Source organism: Massilia sp. YIM B02443, assembly GCF_030411955.1.
In the GTDB taxonomy this organism is placed as follows: Bacteria; Pseudomonadota; Gammaproteobacteria; order Burkholderiales; family Burkholderiaceae_D; genus Telluria.
The window spans coordinates 1-24,820 of record NZ_JASNRA010000030.1 but is presented as its reverse complement, the minus strand read 5'-3'; the positions used below and the strand labels follow the sequence as shown (position 1 = coordinate 24,820).

23 protein-coding genes are annotated in these 24,820 nt (G+C 67.7%); 6 read left to right on the top strand and 17 right to left on the bottom strand.

Translation table 11 applies throughout. The annotated features are described in order from the left end of the window. Entirely contained in the window at positions 1 to 375 is a 375-nt protein-coding gene (locus QPK27_RS22350; RefSeq protein WP_290420416.1) for a hypothetical protein, read from the top strand. 5 nt (positions 376 to 380) lie between these two features. On the opposite strand, the gene QPK27_RS22345 is transcribed toward QPK27_RS22350, so the two are convergent. The 6 genes from QPK27_RS22345 to QPK27_RS22320 form a co-directional block, all read right to left on the bottom strand. Further along, complete coding sequence (locus tag QPK27_RS22345; RefSeq protein ID WP_290420388.1) at positions 381 to 1,139, bottom strand: hypothetical protein; 759 nt, start codon at positions 1,137 to 1,139, stop codon at positions 381 to 383. A gap of 7 nt (positions 1,140 to 1,146) precedes the next feature. Further along, on the bottom strand, positions 1,147 to 3,825 hold the full coding sequence (pepN, locus tag QPK27_RS22340; RefSeq protein ID WP_290420387.1) for an aminopeptidase N: 2,679 nt from the start codon (positions 3,823 to 3,825) through the stop codon (positions 1,147 to 1,149). Positions 3,826 to 4,095: 270 nt separating this feature from the next. Then, positions 4,096 to 5,151 carry an alkene reductase gene (locus QPK27_RS22335; protein ID WP_290420386.1) on the bottom strand — a complete coding sequence of 352 codons (1,056 nt, stop codon included), beginning with the start codon at positions 5,149 to 5,151 and terminating at the stop codon, positions 4,096 to 4,098. Between the two features lie 9 nt (positions 5,152 to 5,160). Next, entirely contained in the window at positions 5,161 to 5,457 is a 297-nt protein-coding gene (locus tag QPK27_RS22330; protein ID WP_290420385.1) for a helix-turn-helix transcriptional regulator, read from the bottom strand. Positions 5,458 to 5,571: 114 nt separating this feature from the next. After that, positions 5,572 to 6,558 carry a succinylglutamate desuccinylase/aspartoacylase family protein gene (locus QPK27_RS22325; RefSeq protein ID WP_290420384.1) on the bottom strand — a complete coding sequence of 329 codons (987 nt, stop codon included), beginning with the start codon at positions 6,556 to 6,558 and terminating at the stop codon, positions 5,572 to 5,574. A 111-nt stretch (positions 6,559 to 6,669) separates the two neighbouring features. Continuing rightward, positions 6,670 to 7,335 (bottom strand): hypothetical protein, encoded by a 666-nt coding sequence (locus QPK27_RS22320; protein ID WP_290420383.1) that lies wholly within the window; start codon positions 7,333 to 7,335, stop codon positions 6,670 to 6,672. Between the two features lie 266 nt (positions 7,336 to 7,601). Between QPK27_RS22320 and QPK27_RS22315 the strand changes: the two genes are divergently transcribed. After that, positions 7,602 to 7,799, top strand: coding sequence for a hypothetical protein (locus QPK27_RS22315; RefSeq protein WP_290420382.1), 198 nt, complete (start codon positions 7,602 to 7,604; stop codon positions 7,797 to 7,799). Positions 7,800 to 7,827: 28 nt separating this feature from the next. Here QPK27_RS22315 and QPK27_RS22310 read toward each other — a convergent pair whose 3' ends face one another. From QPK27_RS22310 to QPK27_RS22295, 4 genes are all read right to left on the bottom strand, one after another. Next, positions 7,828 to 8,211 (bottom strand): nuclear transport factor 2 family protein, encoded by a 384-nt coding sequence (locus QPK27_RS22310; RefSeq protein WP_290420381.1) that lies wholly within the window; start codon positions 8,209 to 8,211, stop codon positions 7,828 to 7,830. A 99-nt stretch (positions 8,212 to 8,310) separates the two neighbouring features. Next, complete coding sequence (locus QPK27_RS22305) at positions 8,311 to 8,781, bottom strand: hypothetical protein (protein WP_290420380.1); 471 nt, start codon at positions 8,779 to 8,781, stop codon at positions 8,311 to 8,313. A 96-nt stretch (positions 8,782 to 8,877) separates the two neighbouring features. Beyond that, positions 8,878 to 9,747 carry a pirin family protein gene (locus QPK27_RS22300; protein ID WP_290420379.1) on the bottom strand — a complete coding sequence of 290 codons (870 nt, stop codon included), beginning with the start codon at positions 9,745 to 9,747 and terminating at the stop codon, positions 8,878 to 8,880. A 135-nt stretch (positions 9,748 to 9,882) separates the two neighbouring features. Next, complete coding sequence (locus tag QPK27_RS22295) at positions 9,883 to 10,479, bottom strand: FMN-dependent NADH-azoreductase (RefSeq protein ID WP_290420378.1); 597 nt, start codon at positions 10,477 to 10,479, stop codon at positions 9,883 to 9,885. A 110-nt stretch (positions 10,480 to 10,589) separates the two neighbouring features. Between QPK27_RS22295 and QPK27_RS22290 the strand changes: the two genes are divergently transcribed. Beyond that, positions 10,590 to 11,525 carry a LysR family transcriptional regulator gene (locus QPK27_RS22290; RefSeq protein WP_290420377.1) on the top strand — a complete coding sequence of 312 codons (936 nt, stop codon included), beginning with the start codon at positions 10,590 to 10,592 and terminating at the stop codon, positions 11,523 to 11,525. A 10-nt stretch (positions 11,526 to 11,535) separates the two neighbouring features. Here QPK27_RS22290 and asd read toward each other — a convergent pair whose 3' ends face one another. Next, the gene (gene asd, locus QPK27_RS22285; protein WP_290420415.1) at positions 11,536 to 12,342 is read right to left on the bottom strand and encodes an archaetidylserine decarboxylase; all 807 of its coding nucleotides are present in this window, start codon (positions 12,340 to 12,342) and stop codon (positions 11,536 to 11,538) included. A 336-nt stretch (positions 12,343 to 12,678) separates the two neighbouring features. Here asd and QPK27_RS22280 point away from each other — a divergent pair, with 336 nt between their 5' ends. Continuing rightward, complete coding sequence (locus QPK27_RS22280) at positions 12,679 to 14,847, top strand: TonB-dependent siderophore receptor (RefSeq protein WP_290420376.1); 2,169 nt, start codon at positions 12,679 to 12,681, stop codon at positions 14,845 to 14,847. Here the strand turns inward: QPK27_RS22280 and QPK27_RS22275 are convergent. The 4 genes from QPK27_RS22275 to QPK27_RS22260 all read right to left on the bottom strand — a co-directional run bounded on the left by QPK27_RS22275 (position 14,844) and on the right by QPK27_RS22260 (position 18,396). Continuing rightward, positions 14,844 to 15,692: an EamA family transporter gene (locus tag QPK27_RS22275; RefSeq protein WP_290420375.1), complete on the bottom strand. Its 849-nt coding sequence runs from the start codon at positions 15,690 to 15,692 to the stop codon at positions 14,844 to 14,846. The genes QPK27_RS22280 and QPK27_RS22275 overlap by 4 nt on opposite strands. After that, positions 15,689 to 16,933, bottom strand: coding sequence for an MFS transporter (locus QPK27_RS22270; RefSeq protein ID WP_290420374.1), 1,245 nt, complete (start codon positions 16,931 to 16,933; stop codon positions 15,689 to 15,691). Before QPK27_RS22270 ends, QPK27_RS22275 begins: the two co-directional genes overlap by 4 nt. 111 nt (positions 16,934 to 17,044) lie before the next feature. Beyond that, positions 17,045 to 17,716, bottom strand: coding sequence for an HD domain-containing protein (locus QPK27_RS22265; RefSeq protein ID WP_290420373.1), 672 nt, complete (start codon positions 17,714 to 17,716; stop codon positions 17,045 to 17,047). Beyond that, entirely contained in the window at positions 17,713 to 18,396 is a 684-nt protein-coding gene (locus QPK27_RS22260; RefSeq protein ID WP_290420372.1) for a ribonuclease HI family protein, read from the bottom strand. Before QPK27_RS22260 ends, QPK27_RS22265 begins: the two co-directional genes overlap by 4 nt. Positions 18,397 to 18,492: 96 nt before the next feature. Between QPK27_RS22260 and QPK27_RS22255 the strand changes: the two genes are divergently transcribed. Continuing rightward, positions 18,493 to 20,430: a S9 family peptidase gene (locus QPK27_RS22255; protein WP_290420371.1), complete on the top strand. Its 1,938-nt coding sequence runs from the start codon at positions 18,493 to 18,495 to the stop codon at positions 20,428 to 20,430. An 82-nt stretch (positions 20,431 to 20,512) separates the two neighbouring features. Here QPK27_RS22255 and QPK27_RS22250 read toward each other — a convergent pair whose 3' ends face one another. After that, positions 20,513 to 21,088: a YXWGXW repeat-containing protein gene (locus tag QPK27_RS22250; protein WP_290420370.1), complete on the bottom strand. Its 576-nt coding sequence runs from the start codon at positions 21,086 to 21,088 to the stop codon at positions 20,513 to 20,515. A 95-nt stretch (positions 21,089 to 21,183) separates the two neighbouring features. After that, positions 21,184 to 21,453 carry a hypothetical protein gene (locus QPK27_RS22245; protein ID WP_290420369.1) on the bottom strand — a complete coding sequence of 90 codons (270 nt, stop codon included), beginning with the start codon at positions 21,451 to 21,453 and terminating at the stop codon, positions 21,184 to 21,186. Between the two features lie 185 nt (positions 21,454 to 21,638). Between QPK27_RS22245 and QPK27_RS22240 the strand changes: the two genes are divergently transcribed. After that, entirely contained in the window at positions 21,639 to 24,788 is a 3,150-nt protein-coding gene (locus QPK27_RS22240; protein WP_290420368.1) for a penicillin-binding transpeptidase domain-containing protein, read from the top strand. Positions 24,789 to 24,820: the final 32 nt, after the last annotated feature.

Here is a 24,820-nt window from a genome sequence, read left to right as displayed (position 1 = left end):
ATGATCTTGCTGCTGTACCTGCAGCAGTACCGCGACGTGACGCTCGAGAGCAGCAGCCTGCGCGGCGAGTTCGACAGCAAGACGGCGTGCGAGGCGGCCGCCGTGCGCCTGCGCGGACCGCTGCCGACGCCCGATGGCTACGCCGCAGCCTGGCACGACGTGCTGTGCGTGCCGATCGCGCGCGACGTCGCGGTCAACGACGGCAAGCCGGTCGACCTGGGCAAGCTGTTGGAAGGGCGGCCGCCGACGGTGTGCGAGGCGACCGGCGCCTGGCGCCGCGTGGTGGAGTTGTGCGGCCCGCATCGGTCGGATGGACCGGGCGGGACAGCCGATCCGACCCGTGATGGCGATGTCGGGAAGCGCGGTTTGCGCTAATCGTGCTAGTCGCGTTTGAACGCGGCCTGGGCCGGGCATTCGATCAGGCCGGCCGCGCCTGCGCCGCCCAAGCGGTCGAAGTTGACGATGCCGCCGCCCTCGGCCAGGTTGCCGATGCCTGGGCGAACGTGGCCCCCGGTGCGGCAATAGATGCGGTTACCGCGACGGAAGCGGTAAATGGTGACGCCATCGGGCGTGGTGTAGCTCTCGCTGCTCAGCGTGCGCGAAGTATCGTTGTGCGCGTTGTCGAGTGCGCCCGTGAAACGCCGCCACGGCGTGTCGCCGGGCTGCAGGCTGGCCGTTTTTCCGTCGCGCAGACCACGGTCAATGGCGCCGGCTTCGCGCCTGGCACGCGCCGCGGCGCTCTCGCCGGACGGCGTGGCGGCCGGTGAAGGCGCTGCGAACGGATCAGTCCCGGTTGCGGCGGAAGGAGCCGCGGGTGGCGAGGAGGGCGCCGCGACCGGTTCGGTGAACACCGCCTCCGGCGCCGCAGCAGCAGGCGCGGAACGCGGCTTCGGCCCGGCTGCGCGCGGCGGGGGCGTCCGCGATGCGGCAGCAGCGGAAGGAGGCGGCGCCGGAGCCGCCGGCGGCTCCGGCGTTGTGAACACCGGCACCACCATGAATTCACGCAGCCCCGGCAACACCTGCGGCAACGGCGGCCTGGCCTGCAGCCACCACCACGCCAGCAAGACGTGCGCGCCCAGCGTGGCCGCCAGCGGCCAGCCGGGCGCGCGGCGCGGCATCAGGATCGGTACCGCGCCCATCGACCGTTCAGCCCTTCGGCGCGGTCATCGCTCCCTTGATCGCCACGCAGCGCTGGTCGTCCTGCAGCGTGTCGAGCAGCGAGCGGCGGGTGAAGGCCGACAGATCCTTCATCGTGTCGGCCGCGCGCTGCAGGCGCGCCACGCTCTGCGGGGTGCAGGTGGCCGGGATCATGGTCACCGCGTAGGCGCGCATGAATACCGGGCCGGCCGCCTTGTCGATCGCCGGCAGGCGCGCCAGGCGCGCGTCGGCAGTGGCTTCATTCAGCGCCTTCTGCTCGGCCGGATAGATGCTGCCCATCGCGGTGCGCAGGCGCGAGAACGGCAGTTTGGTCTGCTGGTCCTCGATCTTGCCCAGCCACTCGGTCTTGGCCGCGCCGTCCGGACGCGCCGCCATCGCCGCCACGGCGGCGATCTGGCCGGCGTCCGACTTGTCGCGCGCCAGTTCGGCGTCGACCAGGCCGGTCGCTCCCGCGTAGTTATAGCGGTTCAGGTGCGCGATGATGCTCCAGCGCAGGTCCTGGTTGATCGCCAGGCCTTCGGCCTTGTCCTTGCCTTCCAATACCGCGGCCAGGCGCGCCAGCGCTTCCGGGCTGCTCGCGACGCTGATGTAGGTGCCGAACCAGCGGCGCTGGAAGTCGGCATTGCCCTTGTTGGCGGCGACGCCGTTCCAGGCCATCTGCTCGAGCGCCTTGCCGGTCTCGCGGGTGTAGGCACTGCCTTTGGCGTCGCTCAGATTCATGGCGTCGAGGTAGCGCTTGGCGCCGGTCACCTTGCCCAGCGTATCGCCCAGCAGCGTGTAGTCCTTCTCCAGCGGCGCGTTGTTCAGGGCAACCGAGATGAATTCGTTGAGCGGCAGCTGGGCGTCGCGCACGCCGTCCCACAGGCTTTGCCATAGCATGGCGCGCAGCAGCGGATCGTCGACCTTGGCCAGGCTGGTCTTGGCGGTGGCGAACGAGCGGCCGTCCATCTGCACCTTGGCGTAGCCCCAGTCCTGGTAGTTCGGGTAGATCAGGTCGGGGCAGGCGGCGCCGTTCATGTCCGGCACGGCGGTCGACGCGCCCTTGTAGGTCACCGGCACGTTCTTCACCAGGGTCAGCTTGTCGCCGTCGACCTTGAACGCGGCCACCTGCACGCGCTGTTCGCGCAGCGTCGGCAGGTCTTTCGGTGCGCTCTGGGTCAGCTTGAAGCCGGTGATCTTGCCGTTGCTGCAGCTGTAGTTGGCGGCGATGGTGTTGACGCCGGCCTGGTACAGCCACTCTTTGGTCCAGCCGTTCATGTCGCGGCCTGCGGCCTGGCCCAGCGTGCCGATGAAGTCCTGCAGGGTGGCGTTCTGCCACTGGTATTTGGTCAGGTAGTTGTGCACGCCCTTGCGGAAGGTTTCCTCGCCCAGCAGGTGGCGCAGCTGCTTGAGGGTCGAGCCGCCCTTCGAATAGGTGATGGCGTCGATGTTGTCGAAGGCGTTGGCCGACGACGGCACCGGCACTTCGATCGGGTGGGTGCTGGCCTTCTGGTCCTGGATGTAGGCCGCCTGCTTGCCGCCCTGGTAGAAGTTCTGCCAGGCGTCCTTGAATTCGGTCGATTCGGCGGTGGCCAGCACTCCCATGAAGGAGGCGAAGCTTTCGTTCAGCCACAGGCCGTTCCACCACTTCATGGTGACCAGGTTGCCGAACCACTGGTGCGCCATCTCGTGCATGATCACTTCGGCCAGGCGCTGCTTCTCGGCCGCGGTCATGGTCTCGCCCAGGAAGCTGCGCTCGGCGAAGGTGATGGCGCCGGCGTTTTCCATGGCGCCGTACAGGAAGTCCGGCACCACCAGCTGGTCGTACTTCTCGAACGGATACGGGATGCCGAAGTAGCCTTCGAAGAAGGTGATGCCGCTCTTGGTGTAGCGGAACCAGTCGGCCGGGACCACCTGCTTGGCCACCGACTGGCGCGCGAACAGGCGCATCGGGTACTTGCCGCTATTGTCTTCCCACACCTGGTAGGGGCCGGCATGCAGCGAGAAGTTGTAGGGGCTCAGGCGCTTGGTTTGCTTGAAGGTCCAGCGGCGGTTGGCGCCGGCATCCTGGATGTCGGTCTCGCGGGTGGTGGTGACCACGTGCCAGTCCTTGGGCGCGGTGACGCTGACGGTGTAGCTGGCTTTCAGGTCGGGCTGGTCGAACACGGCGAACATCTGCTGGGCGGCGGCCGGCTCGAAGTGCGAGTAGGTGTAGACGCGGCCGTCGGCCGGATCGACCATGCGGTGCAGGCCTTCGCCGTTGGTGCTGTGCACGCGCTCGTAGGCGACCACCACGGTGTTGCGGCCCTTGGCCAGATCGGCGGCCGCCAGGGTGATGAAGGCGTTGTTGTAGCGGGTCTGGACCGGCTTGCCGTTGACGCTGACCGACTTGACGGTGGCCTTGTTCAGGTCCAGCGTGATATCCGATGCGTTGTCTTTCAGGTCGAAGGTGACGGTGGTGGTGCCGGCGAAGGTTTCCTTGCCGGTGAGGGTGAAGTCCAGCGCGTAGTCCACGTTCGAGACCCGCGCCGAGCGGGCGAAGGCGTCTTCCTGCGACAGGAATGGATTGTCGGCGCGCGCGGCGGTCGATTTTGCCGGAGCGGCCTGGACTGCAGCCTGGACGGCGGCGCCGAAGGCGAGCGTGGAAGCGATGGCAAGCGCCATGACGCGATGTGCTGGAAAGTTCACGGAACAACTCCTCTTGGTGGGCGCATCTGTGTGCGCGACGTAGTAATCGCGCAAGAATAGCATGCACTGAAGTGAGTTGACACGAGGATATGTCGTTCTTCCGCGGGGCATATGCACGGTATATGCATGCTGCGCGAACGCCGTAAATACGAATGGAAGAGGAGGTGCGCAGGACCGGGCGGTCCTGCGCGGGAGGGGCGCCGCGGCTTCGCCGGCTGGGGCGGGCGAAGCGTTGGCGAAACTTGCTCTGGTGCCGTGCGTGAGTGCTGTTTAAGCGGCCAGCGCCGGGTAGTCGGTATAGCCCGTGCTGCCCTTGGCGTAGAAGGTTTCCGGCACCGGCTTGTTGAGCGGCGCGTCCAGCTGCAGGCGCTTCGGCAGGTCCGGGTTGGCGATGAACAGCTGGCCCCACGACACCGCGTCGGCCGTGCCGCTCGAGACCAGTTCTTCGGCGCGCTGCTTGGTCAGCTGCTGGTTGGCGATCCAGACGCCGCCGAATTCCTTCTTGATCATCGGGCCCAGCGCGTTCGGGCTGTCGACTTCGCGGGTGAAGATGAAGGCGATCTTGCGCTTGCCCAGCTCACGCGCCACGTAGCCGAAAGTCTCGGCCGGATTGGCGTCGCTCAGGTCGTGCTGGTCGCCGCCCGGCGCCAGGTGCATGCCGACCCGGTCGGCGCCCCAGACGTCGATGCAGGCGTCGGTGACTTCCAGCATCAGGCGCGCGCGGTTTTCGACCGAACCGCCGTAGGCGTCGGTACGCTGGTTGGTCGAGCTGTGCAGGAACTGGTCGAGCAGGTAGCCATTGGCGCCGTGCACTTCGACGCCGTCGAAGCCGGCCTTCTTGGCGTTTTCGGCGCCCTTGCGGTAAGCCGCGACGATGCCCGGGATTTCATCCGTTTCCAGCGCGCGCGGGGTGACGTAGTCGCGCATCGGGCGCAGCAGGCTGACGTGGCCGGCCGGCTTGACCGCCGACGGGGCCACCGGCAGTTCGCCGTTCAGGAAGCTCGGGTCCGAGATGCGGCCCACGTGCCACAGCTGCAGGAAGATGCGGCCACCGGCCTTGTGCACGGCGTCGGTGACGATCTTCCAGCCTTCGACCTGCTCGTCCGACCAGATGCCCGGGGTGTCGGCATAGCCCACGCCCATCGGCGTCACCGAGGTGGCTTCCGACAGGATCAGGCCGGCCGAGGCGCGTTGCACGTAGTGTTCGGCCATCAGGGCGTTCGGCACGCGGCCTTCGGAGGCGCGGGCACGGGTCAGCGGGGCCATGACGATGCGGTTAGGCCATTCGAGGGCGCCGACCTTGATCGGATCAAACAAAGTAGTCATCGGGTATTCCTAAAGTCCGTCGTTCAGTTGTGCGAGGAAGGCCGAGATGACCTCCTCGTTGCGTTGGTAAAAGACCCACTGGCCGACGCGGCGCGTGCTCACCAGGCCCGCGCGCTGCAGCGTGGCCAGGTGCGCCGACACGGTCGACTGCGACAGGCCGGCCTGCTTGTCGATCAGCTTGCAGCACACGCCGAAGTCGAGCGGATGTTCCTGCTCGGCGAAATACTGCTGCGGCTCCTTGAGCCATTGCAGGATCTGGCGGCGCACCGGATTGGCCAGCGCCTTGTGTATCGCGTCGATGTCCATGGGTCTTTGTCTTGTATCGGAGTTTCTCGATCCGAATATCGTCATCTTACGATATTCAAAAAAACTTTGCTGGCGGCGGCCCAAAAACCGCCGCGCATTGGACTGGGGCCTGGTTTATTCGTGCTCGCGGCCGAACTGCGGATTCGGACGGGTCAGGTAGTACCACTCGGTGTTGGCGGCCGCGTTTGGCGCCGGGAACAGGATCCGTCCGCCGAACTCGGCCGTCACCGGCGTGCCGTCGGCGCGGGTGCCGATTTGCTCGCCCTCGGCGACCGGATCGAAGCTCTTCCACGGCCGCGCGAAGCTGTCGTCGGCGTGCAGGCGGTCGTGCACCACCACCATCGACAGCGCTTCCATGTCCTCGAACGGCACCGGTTCCGGGTCCGGCGCCACGATCAGTTTCAGGTGCGCCAGCGTGTTCATGATGGCGCGATAGGCGACGTCGGGCGCGCCCGGGTCGTCGTGCTGGCCGCATTCCAGCGTCAGCGCATAGCCGCCGGTGCTGCGCATGTACTCGGTGGTGCCGACGCCGTAGCGCAGCACGGTTTCCAGTTCCTGGGCGTTGCGGCTGCGGCGCTGCACGCCGTCGCCGTAGGTCGCCAGCCAGCCGTCGACGAAACGGCGCACGCCCAGGCGGCGCGCCCAGGCACGCTCTTTTTCCGCGTGCCTGAATGGCTGCAGCGCGCCGTCGTTGTCGAGCGGACCGACCATCACGAACGGCTCGCCGTGGGCCGCGAACGAGTGCAGGTCGAGCAGCACATCATGTTGCGCCAGCAATGGGCACAGCCAGTTGGCGATGTGGTCCTCGAAGTCCTGCGGGTTCTCTTTCGGGAACAGGTCGCGGTTCAGGTTGCGGTCGCCGTTGCGCGTCACTTGCTGGTAGGCCAGCGGATTCACGATCGGCACGAAGGTCACGCTGCCGGCGGCGATGTGCAGCTTGCCGCTGTCGATCTCCTCCATCACGCGGCGGATGCCGAGCGTGCCGCAGACTTCGTTGCCGTGGGTGGCGCCCATGATGATGACGCGCGGGCCGGGCTGCATGGCGGTGTAGTTGATGGACTTGAACTGGAACTGGCGTGATGGCGCTGGGGTGGTGGTCATGGATCGCAAAGCCGGTGAGTGCGCTCGCAAAGCGAGGCAGGAAAGTGGGAGTAGGTAACTCGGGTGCCGGTATTTTATCGGGAAACGCAGCCATGCCCGACATCTGCTTACCTAGCGCTCGGCATGCTCTTCGAATCTCATTCGCTCTGCTCTTCTTTTCGCTTCGATCTCATCGTAGAGCGGCGCGAAATAAATCCACCCAAACGGCATGCTGCGGCACCAATACGCCAGCCATAAGCCTGTCAGCAGGATCCCTGCCATGAGCGTCACCATGGTGACCCATTCCACATCGAGCGACATGAGTGCATGCTTGAACAGCGAGTCCGAACCGGACGCGCCCAGAGAAACGTTCGTGATCAGGAACGCGAATGTCTGGAGCGCCAGGCGTGCCAGCTGGGCGGCTGTGTCGCTGGTGCGCTCCCTGTTGGCGACGTATTCCTTGTATTTCGCGAGCGCGTAATCACTTTGCTGCCGATCCGCGTATTCGTGCAGTTCATACGGCGTGACTTGGTGCTGCGAGCGCGTATATTTGTGCGGGTCATGGCTATCGAATACCGGGTAGGCGATATGGAGCGTCTCGACCATCTTCCCGAGCGCAACGTCGGCAATCGGTATTACGACCGATATCAGGACCGAATAGGCAACCACTCCAACGACGATCAAGCCGAACGACGCCGACCAGCTGAATTGTTCCCAAGCATACGTCAGGACGTTCTGGCCTCTGGTGAGTACGAGGGCGCAGTCGAGGAACAGTGTAAGCGACAGGATTTGAAGCATTCATTGCAGCTGGCTCGCCTTGTCGAGCAGGCTCAATGCCGCGATATCGGGCGGTGCACCTGGATCCTTGATTGCTGGGTCGGCCATTCATCGTTCCTTCAATGTCATTGCGAAACACCGATTCTACGATGCCGTCGAAACCGTAAAGCGGCTGCGGCCAAGGGTTACAGCGGAACCCGCGAGGCTCCGGAATGTCCCGACACGGTAAAATGGCGATGAAGCGGGTCGCGTCGACCCGCCGCTCATGAACGTGTAAAAGGAACAATATGGCCAAGAAAGAAGAACTCGACGAAGAGACGATGGCGCTCATTAACTGGTGCATCGAAGTCGAAGGCTTCCTGGTCGCCGGCGGCGCCACCGTGAAGCAGGCGCAGGACCACATCGAAGAACAGATCGAATGGTTTACCGACCAGTTCTACGACGGCTTGACGCCCGAGGAAGCGGCCAAGGAAGCGTTGGCCTGACAGGTCGATCGGCCGTCGAACGTGCCGGCTAGGCGCGATCGACGATCTTGCTGATCTTGCCGTCCTCGAACGCGAATTCGCTCACGCCGTTCAGTTCGAGGACCGTCCCGGCCGCCGGGCCGCCGGGGATGTCCTGAGCCAGCGTGCCGCGGTAGGCGATGTCGACGGTGACGCCGCTGTCGCCGATTTCCCACTTCGTGACGCGCTGCTCGCGTTCCGAAAAGATCCCTTTCGATTGTTCCGCCAGCTGGCGAAACTCGGCCAGTCCGCTGGCCTGCGCCGTCAATTCGTCGCCCGAATAGTTTTCGAACCGGACCGTGTCGGCCAGCACGCCGAACATGCGCTCCAGGTCGAAGCTGTTGTAGGCGGCAAGATAGGCGTTGACGATGGCGCGCGGATCATGAGGCTGCATTGGCGAACTCCTGGCAGGTAGGGGAGAGGGCTGTTATCGGGAAAGCATAGCCGAAGCAGTCCGGTCCAACACTCACCGATTCTCACGCCAGGACGCCTGCTAGCTACGCGCCTCGATCACACCAAAACCCGCTGGCGCGTCGCCCAGGAAGGCCAGCACCGCATGCGCCTGGATGTTGGCGTCGTACTGCGCGTTGGCCGCGATCTGGTCGCGCAGGCCGGGGACGATGTCGGGCGTGTGCGGGCTGCGGTAGGCCCGGATCAAGAGGTGCACCAGGTCGACCGGGCCGCCGGCGCGGCGCAGCTGCGCTTCGATCACGGCCAGCAGGGCGCGCTGCATGCGCGGCGTGGGATTGCGGATCTCGCCGAACACGTGCGGGGTATTGGTAATCGCGGCGCAGATGATGTGCTCCATCTGATCGGCCTTGAGGTCGGACGCGATGTCGAAATAGGCCTTGTTCCAGCGCGTGTGCGGATTGATCTGGCCGCGCGGGAAGCGGTCGGCGTTTTCCAGGCCGAGCGCGTGGCTGGCGCGCGAGAGCAGCGCGCCCAGGGTGTCCAGCAGGGCCATGTTCAGGTGTGTTGCGGTTGTGTCATCCCGCGAGTGTAGCGCAAGGCGCCTGCATCCGCACAGCGGCGGGGCGCCTCGCTCGACGCGGATGCCGGCTCAGGCGAAGCGCCCGCTGCGGAAATCCTCGACCGCCTGCACCAGCTCGGCCTGGGTATTCATCACGAACGGCCCGTACTGCGCGATCGGCTCGCCCAGTGGCTTACCGGCCAGCACCAGCATGCGGGTGTCGGCCAGCGCCTTGATGCGCACGCCGTCGGCGCCCGGCGCATTGTCCAGGATCGCCATGCGCGTCTGCGGCACGCCTTTGCCCGCGATCACGGCTTCGCCGCGGAACACGTACACGAAGGCATTGTGCCCGCCAGGCAGCGGCTGTTCGAAGGTGACGCCGGCCGGGATATGCAGGTCTAGGTAGAGCGGCTCGGTACGGGCGCGCTGCACGGCGCCGGCCACGCCATGGGTGCTGCCGGCGATCACCTGCACCGTCACGCCGTCAGGCGTGGTGAAACGAGGCACTTCCTCGCGCGGGATGTCGCGGTACCACGGCGCCATCATCTTGTCCGTGGCGGGCAGGTTGAGCCACAACTGGAAGCCTTCCATCAGGCCCTCGGTCTGCTCCGGCATCTCGGAGTGGGCGACGCCGCGTCCGGCGGTCATCCACTGCACGCCGCCATCGGTCACCAGGCCTTCGTTGCCGGCGCTGTCGCGGTGGCGCATGCGGCCGGCCAGCATGTAGGTGATGGTCTCGAAGCCGCGGTGCGGGTGTTCCGGGAAGCCGGCGATGTAGTCGCCCGGCTTGTCGCTGCCGAAGGCGTCGAGCATCAGGAACGGATCCAGGCGGCGCTGCAGGGGACCGGTCAGCACGCGGTTGATCCGGACTCCGGCGCCGTCCATCACGAACTGGCCGTTGATGATGCGTTCGACGCCGCGCGTCTTGATGAGGGTAGTGTCGCTCAAGGTGCTGCTCATGGTGTTCTCCTGGAGGTAGCGTAGGGTTGGCGGCTCGGCCGCCGACGCGGTGATTGTTTGCTTCAAGATCATCCGGCGCGATATCGAAGCCGCCAACCATCGCCGCGTCGGCGGCGGAGCCGCCAACCCTACGTGTTATGCCAGTGCTTTCTCGATCGCGGCGTTGGCGGCAGCCTGGCCGTTGGCCACGGCGTCCGGACCCATCGCCATGCCCGACGAGTAGATGAAGGTCTGGTCGGTCAGGCCGAGGAAGTTCAGCAGCGCGCGCATCTGCGGCACTTGCGGGTCGTTGGCTTCTTCGTAGACGCCGCCGCGCGCGGCCGCCACATAGACCTTCTTGTTCTTCAGCAGGCCTTCCGGACCGGTCTCGGTGTAGCGGAAGGTCACGCCGGCGCGGGCAATCGCATCGAACCAGCTTTTCAGCTGCACCGGCATCGCGAAGTTGTACATCGGGGCGCCCAGCACGATCACGTCGGCCGCCTGCGCTTCCAGGATCAGGGCGTCATCCAGCTGCACGCGCGCCAGTTGTTCGGCGGTGCGCTGGTCGGCCGGGGTGAACAGCGCGCCCAAGGCGGCGCCGTCCAGCAGCGGGTGCGGCTGGGCGCCGAAGTCGCGCCGGACGACGGTCGCGCCCGGGTTGGCGGCGACCAGCCTGGCCACGATCTGGTTGGTGACGCGGGTCGATTCCGATGCGTCGCCGCGCACGCTGGTGGTGATCTGCAGGATGTTCATGGTGGGTCCCTTCGTTGGTTGATCAAGTTTCGATGGAGCCACTTTAGCAATTCCAAAAACGATCCGGAAGCCAGTAAAATGGATAACATTATTCTGCTGGTGGGACAATCATGGATGTGGAACCGAATGACCTGCTGCTGTTCGCCCGTATCGTCGAGGCGGGCAGCTTCAGCCGCGCGGCCGAGCGCGTCAAGCTGCCCAAGTCGACCGTCTCACGCCGCCTGGCGCTGCTGGAAACCACGCTCGGCGAACGGCTGCTGCAGCGGACCACGCGCAAACTGGTGGTGACGGAATTTGGCGCCAGCCTGTACGAGCATGCCCGCCGCCTGGCCGACGAGGTCGACGCGGCCGGCGCGCTGGCCCAGCACCGGCAAGGCACGCCAAGCGGCAAGCTGCGCATCTCGGCGCCGGGCGACTTCGCCAACAACCTCAACGAAGTCATCGCGCGCTTCCTGGCGCGCTACCCACAAGTGACGCTGGAACTGGACTTGTCGCCGCGCCGGGTCGACCTGGTGGCGGAGAATTTCGACATCGCGATCCGGATGGGAGATTTGCCCGACGACGCCACCCTGAGCGCGCGCCCGATCACGCTCGAGCAGCCTGGCTTGTACGCGGCGCCCGGCTACCTGGCGCTGCACGGCATTCCCGAGCACCCGGACGATTTATCGGCGCACGACCTGTTGTGCATCCTCAGCCGCAGCGGCGGCGCGGCGCCCTGGGTGCTCACGCGCGGCAAGGTGCGCTGGGAGCGGGCGCTGCCGGCGCGCCTGACGGCCAATTCGCCCGACCTGCTGGCGCGCATCGCCGCGCGCGGCGCCGGCATCGCGCTCAGTTCGTCGCTGTTCGCGCAGCCGTACATGCAGGCGGGGGAATTGGTGCGGGTGTTGCCGGAATGGGAGATGCCGAGCGCGAACGGCTGGGCGGTGTTCCCGAGCCGCAAGCTGATGCCGGCCAAGACCCGGGTGTTCCTCGACATGATGCAGCAGGCCTGCCACGAGCAGGGGCACGGCCCGGCGCCGGCCGCCAGCGCGGTCCACGCCGTCTAGGCAGAAGCGATCAGCGGGCGGCGGCGCGGTTGCCCATCACTTCGCCCAGGCGCACGGCGCGTTCCGGCGCCCATTCGTCATTGAAGGAGATCGCGCCCTGCTTGAACAGCATCACCACGGTGGAGCCGAGCAGGAAGCGGCCCATCTCTTCGCCTTTTTTCAAGGTCACCTGGCCCGGTTCGTAGTTCCAGTCGCAGATGCGCGGCATGCGCGGGGGATTGACCACGCCGTGCCACACGGTCGCCATGCTGCCGACGATGGTCGCGCCTACCAGGGTCATCACGAACGGCCCGAACTCATCGTTCTCGAACACGCACACCACGCGCTCGTTGCGCGCGAACAGGCCCGGCACGCCGCGCGCCGTGGTCGGGTTCACCGAGAACAGCTTGCCGGGCACATAGATCATGCGCGTCAGGCGGCCGTCGCACGGCATGTGGATGCGGTGGTAGTCCTTCGGGCTCAGGTACAGGTTGGCGAAGTGGCCGTGCTGGAAGTGCGCGGCCAGGGTCTGGTCACCGCCGACCAGTTCGGCCGTGGTGAACTTGTGGCCCTTGGCCTGGAAGATCTGGTGGTCGTCGATGTCGCCGAACTGGCTGATCGCGCCGTCGACCGGGCACACGTAGTCGGCCTGCGCCAGCGGACGCGCGCCGGCGCGCAGGGGACGGGTGAAGAACTCGTTGAAGCTGGGGTAGCTGGCGATGTCCGGGTCGGCCGCTTCGTCCATGTTGACGCCGTACTTGCCCACGAACCAGCGGATCAGGCTGGTCGTCATGGAGCCGCCCTTGGCACCCGCCACGCGGCCGGCGAAGGTGGTCATTGCCTGCTTCGGCATCACGTATTGGGGCAGGACTTTTATGCGGGACACGGTCGATCGCCTTTCATGGAAAAGTGCGCATTATAAAGCGTGATCCAGATGGAATGCTTATTGGAAAGATCATTTCCCAGGGACGCACCGGCCGAGTGTACTCCAGGTCGCACGGCCGTGGCGGACGACCGGTACGCGCTCATGGGTTGGAAATAATTATTGCTCGCACAAGTAATATTTACGTTCTCATGCATGGCAATTCAACCTTCCATAGATACGTTTACATTCTGCCATTACTTGGAATACATTCTCTCCACACGTGTTCAATAACCAGGGAGAGAAGTTGCCATGCACCAGCATTCGTCTTACCGATCCATCCCGTTGCTGGTCGCGCTTTTCCTGGCCAGCCACGCCGCCGCCCAGGAAGAGCAGGGCGCACCAGACACGCATCAGATCGAGGTCAGAGGCGCCGCCTACAACGCCCGGCGCGACGACACGGCCAGCCGCATCGTGATCCGGCGCGACGAGATCGCGCGCTACGGCGACCGCTCGGTACTGGACGTGCTCAAGCGCGTACCCGGCGTCACGGTCGACACCAGTGGCGGGCGCGGCGGCGCGATCCAGATGCGCGGCCTGGGCAGCTACACGCAGGTGCTGATCAATGGCGAGCGTGCCCCGGCCGGCTTCGACTTCGACAGGCTGTCGCCCGAGGTGGTCGAGCGTATCGAGGTGCTGCGCGCGGCCACGGCCGACCTGCCGACCCAGTCGGTGGCGGGCACGATCAACATCGTCATGCGCCGCTTGTCGGGCAAGGCCGAGCGCCAGTTCAAGCTCGGCATGCTGCAATCGTCGCTGTTCCGCGGTCCGAGCGCCACCTGGCGCCTGAGCGAACGCAGCGACCGCCTGGCGTATTCGCTGGCGGCCGACCTGCAGCTGGAGCGCTTCAGCCGCGTATGGAGCGGCGTCGAGCGGAACACTGCCCTTGACGGCCCGCTCGACCGCCTGAGACTGACCACCACGCACGAACGCGGCCGCATGCACCGCCTGAACCTGACCCCGCGCGTGGAATGGACGCTCGAGCGCGGCGACAAGCTGAGCCTCGAGACGCTGGTCAATGTGAATCGCTTCCGCAACCATGCGCCATCGACGGTCGACACGCTGATCGGCACGCCGCCACCGGTGCCCACGGTCACCACCGCGATGCGGGTCGACGCCGAGAACGTCACCACCAACCTGGCCTGGTCGCGCGAACTGGCGTCCGGCGCCAGCGTCGAGGCCAAGCTCGGTGTCGTGGGCGAAAACAGCGACAACCTGTTGCGGCGCGCCGGCCTTGACCCGGCCGGCGCACCGGCCACCGACGGCGTGGTCGACACGCGCGAGCGCATGCGCGAAGTGAACTCCACCGGCAAATACCTGCGCAAGCTCGAGGCCGGTCACGTGCTGGCCTTCGGCTGGGACGGCGGCTCGAACCGGCGCAACGACGCGCGCCACGAACGCGACCGGGTACGCGTGTTCCCACCCGGCCTGCCGCTGGACGAGCACTTCGAGGGGCGGGTGACGCGACTGGCGCTGTACGGCCAGGACGAGTGGAACATCACACCGCAATGGTCGATGTACGTGGGCGCCCGTTGGGAGGGCATCCGCACCCGCGTGACCGGTGACACCATCGGGCCGGTCGACCACCGCTCCAGCGTCTGGAGCCCGGTGCTGCAAACGCTGTACAAACTCCCGGGAAAAGCAGGCTCGGGCGCCAGCGACCAGCTGCGCCTGGCCCTGAGCCGCACCTACAAGGCGCCGACCGTGGACAACCTGATCCCGCGCCGCTTCACCTGGGAAAACAACAGCGCCACCGAGGCCGATCCGCAAGGCAATCCCGAGCTCAAACCCGAGCTGGCGCTGGGACTCGACGCCGGCTACGAGCACTACTGGGCCGAAGGCGCGATGGTGGCGGTGAATGCGTCGGTGCGCCGCATCGACGACTACACCAGCAACCGCATCTACTTCGACGGCTACCGCTGGATCTTCACGCCGGTCAACGACGGCCGCGCCGTCACCCGCACGCTGGAGCTGGAAACCAAATTCCCGCTCAAGACCCTGTTCGAGGGCGCGCCGGCGATCGACCTGCGCGCCGGCGTCAGCCGCCACTGGTCGCGCGTGGAATCGGTGCCGGGGCCGGACAACCGGCTCGAACGCCAGTCGCCGCTGTCGGCCACGGCCGGCATCGACTGGCGCGCGGGGCGCTTGAGCGCCGGCGCCAGCGTCTCGTTCACGCGCAAGGGCTTCGTGCGGGTCGCCGCCAACCGCGGATTTTATTCCGAAGCGATGACCGACCTCGGCGCCTACGCGGCCTGGAAATTCACGCCGAAGCAGGAGCTGCGCCTGGCGCTGTCGAACCTGCACGGCGAGGATAGCGGCTTCGAGCCGTCGTACTTCGATCCGGCCACCGGCCTGGAACGGCGCCGCTGGACCTATCCGGGGACGGTGCGCGCGCAGGCGACCTATGAAATGAACTTCTAGGCCAGCCGCATCGCCACCGCCCCCAGCGCGATGATGCCGGCGCCGGCCACGCGCGCGCGGGTCATGCGCTCGCGCAGCACCAGCGCGGCGATCGCGGTGGCGAACACGATCGAGGTCTCGCGCAGCGCGGCCACCACCGCCACCGGCGCCAGCGTCATGGCCCACAGCGCGATGGCGTAGGAGCCGGTGGTGGCGACGCCGCCCAGCAGCACCAGGCCGGGGCGGCGCAAGACGTAGGCCGGCAGCCGGCCTTCGGTCGAGCGCCACGACGCCGCCACCGCGCCGACTGCGCCCAGCATCAGGATCCAGCAGGTGTAGGCGGCGGGCGAACCGGAACGCCGCACGCCGATGCCGTCCACCAGCGTGTAGGCCGCGATCAGCACTGCCGCCAGCAGCGCCAGCACCGTCGCTTTGGCGCCGGCCGGCTGGCGCGCGCCGAAGGTCAGCACCGCGCCGCCGGCGCCGATCAGGCCGATGGCGGCCCACTGCGCGCCGTGCAGCCGCTCGCCGGCCACCAGCTGCCCCGCCAGCGCCACCAGCACCGGTGCGCAGCCGCGCATCAAGGGGTAGGCGTGGCTGATGTCGGCGTGGCGGTAGGCCCAGGCCAGCAGCAGGTAATACACGACGTGGATCGCGCCGGAAGCGGCGATGAAGGGCCAGCTGGCGGGATCGGGCGGCGGCAGGAACAGCAGCGCCACCGCGCCGAGCAAACCTGCGCCGCCGCTGACGGCCAGCGCCGCCAGCGTGGTGTCGGGCTGCGCCTTGAGAGCGGCATTCCACGACGCGTGCATCAAGGCCGCCAGCAGCACCGCGGCGAGCACCAGCGGCGGCATGGTCGCCGTCATGCTGCCCGTCCAACTTGTTTGTGATTGCGGAAGTAGCGCCGCGCGCACAGCAATGCCGCGCCCTGCATCGCCGCGCACAGGAAGAAACTGCTGCCGATGCGCCAGTCGTCCGGCGGCAGGTGGCTGACCGTGCTCAGGATGCCGGTGCCGATCATCGGCGTCAACATCACGCCCAGGCTGGCGATCGACTGCAGCGATCCCATCAGCTCGCCCTGCTGGTCGGCCGGCGAGGATGTCGACACGATCCCCTGCAGCGCCGGGCCGGCGGCGAAGGCCAGGATGTTACACAGGATGAACACGTACATCATCCAGCCCTGGGTCGCCAGGCCGTAGGCGGCGAAGGTGAGGGCGCCCGAGCCGAGTCCCAGCAGCGACAGGCGCACCTCGCCGAAGCGGCGGATCAGCATGCCGAGCAGCCCGGCCTGCACCACCACCGAGGCCAGGCCGACGCAGAACATGGCGATGCCGTTGTCGCGCGGGGTCCAGCCGAAACGGAAGGTGGTGTACAGCACCCAGGTCGATTGCAGCATCATCTGGGCGAAGGTGGTGAGCACGATGACCACCACCAGGCCGCGGATGTCGGTCCGGCGCAGCAGCCGCAGCAGGGCGGTGAAAGGGTTCAGGCGCGCCAGGCGCAGCGGCTCGCGCCGGCCCGGGGGCAGCGACTCCGGCACCAGCAGGTAACCGTAGAGCAGATTGGCGGCCGACAGCGCCGCCGCCACGTAGAACGGCAGGCGCACATTGCCTTCGCCCAGCAGGCCGCCCAGCATCGGGCCGCAGATGAAACCGAGGCCGAAGGCGGCGCCGATCTTGCCGAAGCTTTTCGCGCGGTCGGCGTGGGTCGAGATGTCGGACGCATAGGCGGCCGCCACCGACATGCTGGCGGAGGACATGCCGCCGATGACCCGCCCGACGAACACCCAGGCCAGGCTCGGCGCCCACGCGGTGACCAGGAAGTTCAGGCACATGCCGCCCATCGAGTACAGCAGCACGGGGCGGCGGCCGACGCGGTCGCTCAGCGCGCCCAGCGCCGGCATGCACAGGAATTGCAAGGTGCCGAACACGGTGGCCATCACGCCGTACCACAGCGCCTGCTCGTCCGGCGCGCTGACGTACTGGCCGACCAGCAGCGGGAATACCGGAATCAACAGCCCGATGCCGAGCATGTCGATAAAGATGCAGACCAGGACGAAATTGAGCTTGCCGGCGGCGGGTGGCGATAGCGTACTCGGACTGGTCATGGACTTCTCGGCTGGTGGCGGTCTTTCATATTAGCACTACCATCAGTCACTGCGCATGGCGCCGCAGCAGTTACCCGCAGAGCATGCGCGCAGGCCGGAATGCCAGTGAAATCAGGCGCCGCTCCACTCGCGTGCGAAGTCTTCGCGGAACGCCAGCAGCTGGTTCAGGCGTTCATGCCCGAGCGTGCGCGCCGCTTCCAGCTGCATCATGTCCGGCAGCTTCGCCAGCTTGACCATGATGTGGTCGAGCGCATAACGGCGGTCGTCGAAGTCGCGTTCATTGCCGAGCGGGTCGTCGGGATGCGCCAGGCTGCTGTCCATCTTGCCGGCGATGTAGAACAAACGCGCCAGGCCGACCAGCCCCAGGCCGTCGAGGCGGTCGGCGTCCTGCACGATCTTCGCCTCGATGGTTTCTGCGCGGATGGCGGCCGAGAAGCTGTGCGCTTCGATCGCATGCGCCACCGCGTCCAGTTTCTCGGATGGGAAGCCGAGGTGCGACAACTGATGCCGCGCCAGCTGGGCCGAGCGGCGCGACGCCTGGATCCGTTCGGGATCGTTCTTCGGCAGGTTGACCAGGTCGTGCAGGTAGCTGGCGGCCAGCACCACCAAGCGGTCGGCTTCAGGATGCTGCTCCAGCAGCAGCCGGGCGTTGCGCCAGACACGGTCGAGGTGGGCGCTGTCGTGGGCGCCGTCGTTGTCGGCGCCGGCGGCGGCCATCGCCACCAGCCTGCTGCGCCACGTGGCGAGATCGGTCGCAGTTACATCGTTTCTACCATCAGTCATTTTGTCTGTTCCATGATCGGTGGCGGCACCGCGCGCTGCGACAGCGCGTCCGCTTCCAGGTTCTTGTGGCGCGGGATCCAGCGCAGCGTCGCTCCCGGCAGGCGTGCCAGCAGCGCGCGTGCCTGTTCGCGGTAAAGCTGCAGGGCGGGCGCGCCGGCGCAGTCAGGGCCATTGACGTCGTCGATGACGACCTGGCTGTCTCCAGCCACCACGGGTGCATGCGCGCCGTGTTCGAGCGCCGCGCGCAGCACCGCGATCAGGGCGCGGTATTCGGCTTCGCTGCTGTTGCCATGGCCGCCGTCGAGCGAGAGTTCGATGTGCTGGCCAGCGGGACCGGTCAGCATGCCCCCGAGCCCGCAGCGGCCCGGGTTGGGACGCGCCGAGCCATCGAACCAGGCGCGCCACGCGGCCGTAGCAGCGGCCGTAGCAGCGGCGGGAGATGCCTTGCGCAGCCGCGCCGCCGCCGCATCGGCCTGGCGCCGCGCCGCTTGCAGCTCGGCGTGCAGGCGGCGCGCGCTGCGCTCGGCCAGCAGGTGCTCGAGCCCGGCCACGCCCGCGCTCAGCGTCAGGACCCGGCGCAGTGCGTCCGCCTCGCTCAAGCCGCCGCGCTCGGCCAGGCGCCGGCTGGCGGCGAGTTCGGCCTTGAAGGCGGCGGCGTGCAGTGTGGCGAGGTCGTTCATGGCGAGAGCATAACCGATTCCAGAATATTGACAGGAGTTAAGACTTTTGAAACACTCATCCGGTCGTGTCCATCGTGTTTCATTTCAGGAGAATCCATGCATCCGTCTCGCCATGCAGTACGACTGTCCCTGTTCGCCGCGCTCGCAGGGGCCATGCTGGCCCCTGGCTTCGCCTCGGCGCAAGCCGCCAAAGTACAGAAAGCGGCGCCTGCCAAGCCGGCTGCCAAGGCTCTCAAGCGCTATACCATCGAGCAGTTCATGGCGACGACGTCCGTCACCGGCGCCTCGTTCAGCAAGGACGAAAAGCAGATCCTGTTCAGCAGCAACCAGTCCGGCATCTTCAATGCCTACACCATGCCGGTCGGCGGCGGGACGCCGCGCGCGCTCACGAATTCCACCACCGACACCACCTATGCGGTCGACTATTTCTACAACGACGACCGCATCCTGTTCACGCGCGACCAGGGCGGCAACGAGCAGAACCACCTGTACGTGCGCGAACTCGACGGCACGGAACGCGACCTGACGCCGGGCGCCAAACTGAAGGCGTCGTTCGCCGGCTGGAAGCCGGACGGCAGCGGTTTCTATGTCGTCACCAACGAGCGCGATCCGAAATTCTTCGACCTCTACCTGTACGACGCCGCCAGCTACAAGCGCAGCATGGTGTACCAGAACGACAGCGGCATGAATCCGAGCGCCATCAGCCGCGACGGCAACTGGCTGGCCTTCGGCAAGCCGAACACCACGTCCGACAGCGACGTCTACCTGTACAACCTGCAGACGCGCCAGATGAAGCACATCACGCCGCACAAGGAGCCGGCCAGCCACAGCGCGGCCGACTTCGACCCGGAATCGAAGCGCCTGCTGTACACCACCAACACCGATGGCGAGTTCACGCGCATCATGGCGTATGACCTGGCCACCGGCGCCACGCTTGAGGTCGAGAAGGCCGACTGGGACCTGCTCGGCACCGGCTATTCGCGCAATGGCCAGCATCGCGTCAGCGTGGTCAACCGCGACGGCAGCATCGACGTGCGCATCCATGACAAGAGCGGCAAGGCCGTGGCGCTGCCCAAGCTGCCGGGCGGTGAGATGCGCCAGGTGACGTTCTCGGGCAGCGGCCGCATGATGGCCTTCTACCTGAACGGCGACCGCTCCCCCAACAACCTGTACGTGCATGACTTCAAGAGCGGCAAGACGGTCCAGCTGACGCGCAGCCTGAGCCCCGAGATCGACCCCGACGACCTGGTCGAGGCCGAGGTGGTGCGCTTCCGTTCGTTCGACGGCACCGTGATCCCGTCGATCTACTACAAGCCGAAGAGCGCGGCGCCGAACGCGAAAGTGCCGGCGGTGGTGTACGTGCACGGCGGCCCCGGCGGGCAGACCATGCGCGGCTACAGCGCCCAGATCCAGTACCTGGTCAACCACGGCTACGCGGTCCTGGGCATCAACAACCGCGGCAGCTCGGGCTACGGCAAGACCTTCTTCCGCGCCGACGACCGCAAGCACGGCATGGAGCCGCTGTGGGATTGCGTCGAAGCGAAGACCTGGCTGGCCAGCCAGGGCTATATCGATCCGGAACGGATCGGCATCATGGGCGGCAGCTACGGCGGCTACATGACCCTGGCGGCGCTGGCGTTCCGTCCCGAGGCGTTCAAGGTCGGCATCGACATCTTCGGCGTCAGCAACTGGGTGCGCACGCTGGAGAGCATTCCGCCGTACTGGGAAGCGCAGCGCAAGGCGCTGTACGACGAGATCGGCGACCCGGTCAAGGACAAGGAGTTCTTGATTGCGACCTCACCGCTGTTCCATGCGCACCAGATCCGCAAGCCGCTGATGGTGATCCAGGGCGCCAACGACCCGCGCGTGATCAAGCCCGAGAGCGACGAGATCGTCGAGGCGGTGCGCAAGAAGGGGGTGGAGGTGGAGTACGTCGTGTTCGGCGACGAAGGGCACGGGTTCTCGAAGAAGAAGAACCAGGCCGAGGCCAGTGCGAAGATACTGGCGTTTCTGGACAAGCACCTGAAGCCTTGACCATCAGCCAAACCCCTGAAAACCGCCACTCCCGCTTTTGCAGGAGCGACGGTTTACCGGCTTGCGGTGGACAGCTGCGTTATCAGTAGCGGTACGGATTATCCGGCCGCCGGTCGTGCCGGTTGCGCACACCGTCCCCATCGCGGTCGCGGTCACGCCGGTTGCTGATCCCATCGTTGTCGCGGTCACGATCGCGATAGTTCGGAATCCCATCGCGGTCGGTGTCGCGCCAGCGTCCGTCGCGCCCACCATGGCCATGACCATGTCCGCGCCGGTCGTGGCGGTCGTAATGATCGTGGCGGTCAGGCCCGCGGTAACCGCCCACATACACCGGCGCCGGACCATGATGCCGGTTCCAGCGCGACGGTTCCATGTACCAGCGCCCGCCGCGCTGGTGCCAGCTCGGCGCCGCGTATACGTAACCCGGACGCGCCGCGATGTAGTGGCCCGGGATCCACGCGTGGCGGTGGCCGCGCCACTCCCAATAGCCCGGCGCCCATACGTAGCCGTGGCGCGGGCCGGGGATGCGTTCGTAGATCGGCGCCGGCGGCGCGCTGCTGATCACGACCGACACGTGCGGCTGGGCGAGTGACGGCAGCGGAGCGTAGGCAGCGGCGCCGGCCAGGGCCAGGGCTGCGATGGTGAGGGCGGTTTTCATGTTTGTCTCCAGGTCCGAAAAGCGGATGTCGCCAATATAGCAATCCGGATTCCCGAAGACGGAATTTGAAGCAAGTTCTTACATTTGATACACGATCAGCGCGCCGCCAACAGGATCTCGCGTTTTTCTTCCGCATCCAGGCGCTTGGCGCTGACTATTACCACTGCCGTCTTGCCGGACGTCGCGACCGCGTCGGCATAGGCTTGGCCCTTGACAGCGGCATTGACGTCAGCTTGTGCATCTGGAATCCCGCCGCCGAGGTAGCTGGCCGGCACCGCCACCAGGGCGGCGACGAGGAAGGCGGCTTCCATGTGCTTGAGGATGTTCATGATGTTCTCCTGCGGGTGGGTGGTCGATGTAGTCACTGTATTCCGGGTGAGGGCAGGCCTCCAGCGGCGTGCGACGGGCGGCGAAAAATGCGGCATGACCTGCGCAAAATCGCGGCCGAAGCTTCGTTCCGGATCGTCCCGCGCGGCTTTTCCGATGCCCCCCGCTAGCCTTGCGCGAAGGGCGCGCGGGCGCCCGCCGACTTTTCTATCCGGACCAGCACATGCCAGGCACGTTCACCACCCTGTTCGATTTCCTGGCCGCCAGCCAGACGGCGCGGCGGCGCGCGCGCAACCTGCGCGCGGGCAGCCGCCGCACAGCGGGCGCCGGCAGCCACGCCGCCCGCCTGCCGTCCTTGTCCTGGCTTGCCAGCGGCTGGGTATGGGGCGCGCTGGTGCTGGCGGCCGGTGGCGCGGTGGCGCTGGCGCTGCATGCGCGCGCGCTGCCGTCAGGCGAGGACGGCTTGCCCGGCGCGGCCGCGCTGACCGCGCTGCAGCCGCTGACCCCCGGCCTGCACTTCGTGGTGCCGCGCGAGCCGGGCGTCTCGCTGAGCCAGGAAGCCGGCGTTGCGCTGGTGGTGGCCGGCGGCATGACGGCCAGCCCGGCGCTGCGGGTCGACCTGTGCACGCAGACGCTCGACCCGGCGCAACCCGTGCTGCTGCCGCTGCGCATCGGTTACCCGTTCGGGGACGCCGCCGCGATCGCGCAATCGCGCAATGCGCCGCCGCGCGCGGTGCTGCTGGCGCGGCCGGGTTCCGACATGCCACGGGTGCAGGTGACCGGCAACGCGGCGCCGGGCCAAGGCCTGAAGCTGAACTGGGACGCCGGCGCCGGCACCGCAGGCTGGACCGGCGATGCCTCCGGCGGACGCGTCACCCGCGCGCGCCAGGGCGAGGCAGCGCTGGGCCGCGGCGGCTGGCTGGTGTGGAATGGCCAGGCGCTGCGCTTCGCGCGCCAGGCCAGCAGCGCTTGCCCGCAGGCCGGCGAACTGGTGCTGACCCATTACCGCAAGCCGGACAACGCGCTCACCGTCGCGCCGGCGCTGGTGCAGGCTTTCCCGACGGCGGGCGACCCGGTGTCGCTGCGCCTCGCGCCCGGCAGCTACCAGGTGCCATTGACTCCCGGCCCCGGCATGGAAGACCAGGCCCTGTTCGAAGCGCTGCGCGCCCGCGGCCTGCTGCGCCTGGGCCGCGATGGCCTGATCGAACTGGCGCCGCGCGACCTGCTGGCCTGGCACGCGGCGTCGCCGGCATCGCGCGCGCCGCTGCCCGGCTGGTCGCAGGTGAATCTGGACGCGGGCGACCGCCGCCTGCTGGAACGCCTGCACCACCGCGCCGACGGCGCCTTCGTGCGCGAACAGGTACGTATCTTCAACAGCGAGCGGCGGCTGGTGGCATGGCGCGAACGTTCCGGCAGCGCCGCCGGCTGGCACGCCAGCGTGGCCGGCGCGCCGGCGCCGCGAGAGAGTGGACTGCCACTGGCGGCGATGCGCCTGTTCGCGCGCCTGCCGCAGGGCTGGGAAGCGTGGAACCGGGTCGGCGGCTGGGAAGGCGGTCGCGACGGTGGACTGGTGACCCTGAGCGCACCGGTGAAAGCCGGCCAGGGCCCGGTCGAATTGCTGGTCGCGGGCCGGGTGCGCAGCGCCAATGGAGCTAGCGCGATGGTGCAGGGCGCCTGCGACGGACGCGCCTGTCCCGACGGCGCCGCCGTGCGCCGCGTGGTGCTGACGCCGCTGCCGGGGGCGACCTCGATGTCGGTACGGGTCGAGCCGCTCGACCTGGCCGCATTGTCGGGCAACGCGGATGCCGCTTACCGCCACCTGCGTCTGGTCGACGGTCGCCTGGCGTGGCAGGCGCTGCCCGCGGGCAGCAACAGCGTCCGGCCTGCCGCGGTGCCGGTGCGCCTTCTGGATCGCGACGGCAATGCGCTGTGGGCGGACGGCGCACCGTCGAGCGACGCAGCCAAAGCCGGCCTGGCGCCGCTGCTGGGCGTACACCGCGCCCAGGACAACAGCGTGGCCGGCATGCTGGCGCGCTTGGGCGGCAACGCACATGAGGCGACGCTGAGCCTCGACCTCGCCATGCAGGCGCGCGCCCAGGCCGCGCTGGATTGCATCGGCCTGCGCGGCGGCAGCTTCGATGGCAAGGCCTGCCACGGCGGCGCCGCCCCGGCATCCGAACGGCGCGCCGGCCTGGTGTTGCTGGACGCCGGCAGCGGCGAGATCCTGGCGGCGGCTTCCAGCGGCGCCGGCGCGGTTGATCCGGCGCAGTGGGGCGAAGTGCGCGACTTCGACCGCGCCGACCCGGCGCGCAGCCTGCTGCGCATCGCCGCCTTCCAGCACGACGGCGGCGCGCACCGGGCGCCGGGATCGACCTTCAAGGTGGTCAGCGCACTCGGTCTGGAGCAGGCCGCGCGCCACGACGCGCGGCTGGACGCGCTGCTGGGCGGCCTGCCGCTGGCGAGCGTCGACCGCATGGCGCGTGACGGCGGCTACGGCTTTCGCACCGACGCGTCGAGCTACCCGTTCGAGACCGGCCGCGCCCACATCACCAACTTCCGCGACCAGATCACCGGCGCCCGTGCCGCCGACGGCCGGCTCGGCATGGCGCAGGCGCTGACGCACAGCGTGAATACCTGGTTCGCCTGGACCGCGGAACTGAGCGACCGCACCCTGTTCGGCCAGCCCGACGGCGGCATGCCCGGCGCGCGCGAGCTGGAAAGCGGGGCGCTCGACACGGCGCGTCCGGTGGCGGCGATGGCGCGCCGGCTCGGTTTCGGCGAGCCGCTGCGCCTCGACGGCGGGCTGCTGCCGCCGGAGTTCCGCTGGTCGCAGTGGGACGCGCTGCAAGGCAGCGCCTCCAACCTCGACCCGGTGCACAGCCGCCACGAATTGCGGCAAATGGCGATCGGCCTGCGCATGCAGACCACGCCGCTGCAGATGGCGCTGGTGGCGGCGGCGGTGGCGCAAGGCCGCACGGTGACGCCGCGCCTGCTGCTGTCGCTCGACGGGCGTAGCGCCAAGGCGCAGCGCGGCGAAGCGCTGGGCGTGCGCCTGGACCGCATCCGCGCCGGCCTGAAAGGCGTGGTCGACGGCGGCACCGCAGCCGGCGCCTTCCGCGACCCGGCCTTCAACGGCTTGCGCCCCGGCCTGTACGGCAAGACCGGCACCGCGCCGGTGGGCGCCGACGGCCTGGCCACGGTCTGGTTCATGGGCTGGCTGGAGCCGGGCAGCCTGCCGGGCCAGACCCGCCGTCTCGCTTTTGCCTCCTTCGTCAGCCATTCGGCGGCGAGCGGCGGCGGCCATGCGGCGCCGGTGGTGGCGGCCGTGCTGCGCGGCCTGGCGGCGCCATCGCCGGAACTGAAGGGGTTCTAACAGTTAGCGAGGAACTCATTCGAACATATGCA